This is a genomic window from Achromobacter pulmonis, from assembly GCF_002885955.2.
Taxonomy (GTDB): domain Bacteria; phylum Pseudomonadota; class Gammaproteobacteria; order Burkholderiales; family Burkholderiaceae_B; genus Achromobacter; species Achromobacter pulmonis_A.
In genome coordinates, this window is the sequence record NZ_POQS01000002.1 from 50,359 (window position 1) to 51,962 (window position 1,604).

At 63.9% G+C, this 1,604-nt stretch carries 1 protein-coding gene and 1 pseudogene; both read left to right on the forward strand.

Annotated elements, in window-relative coordinates; genetic code table 11:
• The coding region (serC, locus tag C1I89_RS06200; protein ID WP_102771931.1) for a 3-phosphoserine/phosphohydroxythreonine transaminase at nt 1–1,060 on the forward strand (1,060 nt) is incomplete at its 5' end.
• A gap of 122 nt (nt 1,061–1,182) precedes the next feature.
• Nucleotides 1,183–1,604, forward strand: a pseudogene (locus C1I89_RS06205) (transposase); the annotation flags it as partial.

A 1,604-nucleotide genomic window follows, 5' to 3' on the forward strand; every position in this document is an offset into this window, starting at 1 on the left:
GGTTCTGCGCCAGGCGGCCGGCGAGATGCTGGACTGGCACGGCAGCGGCATGGGGGTGATGGAGATGAGCCACCGCGGCAACGACTTCATCTCGATCTACGAAGCGACGATGGCTGGCCTGCGCGTCTTGCTGGAGGTGCCTTCCGAATTCCATATCCTCTTTCTGCAGGGCGGCGGCATCGGCGAGAACGCCATCGTGCCGTTGAATCTTTCCGGCGGCGGCGTGGTCGACTTCCTGCTCACCGGGAACTGGAGCCACAAGTCCTGGGACGAGGCCCGCAGGTACGTCCGCGCCGCCCACGTCGCCGCGACGGCGGAGCCTGGCGGCTTCACCGGCATTCCTCCCGCATCGAGCTGGCGGATCAGCCCCGATGCGGCCTATGTCCACGTCTGCAGCAACGAGACGATCCAGGGAGTGCAGTTCGCCGAGCTGCCCGACCTCGCGGCCTTGGGCTCGCGCGCACCGCTCGTCGTGGACTGCTCGTCCGACATCGCCTCCCGGCGCTTCGACTGGCGCCGCGTCGGGTTGGCGTTCGCCGGCGCGCAGAAGAACCTCGGGCCCGCGGGGCTGACGGTGGTCTTCGTGCGCGAGGAACTGCTCGGTCGCGCGCTGCCGATCTGTCCAAGCGCCTTCAACTATGAACTGGCCGCACGCCACCAGTCCATGTACAACACGCCTCCGACCTGGGGTATTTACATCCTCGGGCTCGTGGTGGAATGGATGCGGCGCCAGCGCGAAGGCGATTTCACCGGGGTGGCTGCGCTGGAGATCCGCAACCGGCGGCAGGCCGGCAAGCTCTATGCGGCAATCGACGCCAGCGATTTCTACGTGAATCAGGTCGAGCCCGCTGCGCGGTCGCTGATGAATGTGTCGTTCTTCCTGACCGACACGCGCCATGAGGCGGCCTTCCTGGACGGTGCCAAGGAGCGCGGCCTGCTTCAACTCAAAGGGCACAAGTCCGCAGGCGGCATGCGCGCCAGCCTCTACAACGCAATGACCGACACGGCCGTCGATGCGCTCATCGGCTACCTGCGCGACTTCGAACGGCAGATGGGATGACTTCGATGAACCACACCTTCTTGAGCCCCTCTATCCGTGACCTGCAGCCATACCAGCCTGGTCTGCCCCCTGAAAAGTGGTCCTCCCTGAAGTAGGCTATTGAGCCGTAGGAGGACGTTGGAATGCCCCAGAAGAAGCACAAACCCGAAGAGATCGTGGCGAAGCTGCGCCAAGTCGATGTTCTGTTGTCGCAAGGTCGTTCTGTCGGAGAAGCGGTCCGTTTGATCGGCGTGACGCAGTTTACGTATTACCGGTGGCGCAAGGAGTTCGGTGGCCTGAAGGGTGACCAGGTGAAGCGGCTGAAGGAGCTCGAGAAAGAGAATGACCGGCTGCGCAAGGCGGTCTCGGACCTGACACTCGAGAAGCTGATCCTGAAAGAGGCTGCTTCGGGAAACTTCTGAGCCCCGCTCGCCGTCGCCGTTGCGTCGATCGTGTCATGGCGAAGTTCTCCGTCTCGGAGCGGTTTGCCTGCAAGGTTCTCGGCCAGCATCGTTCGACCCAGCGCAAAAAGCCGCAAGGCCGGCCCGATGAAGAGGCGTTGACC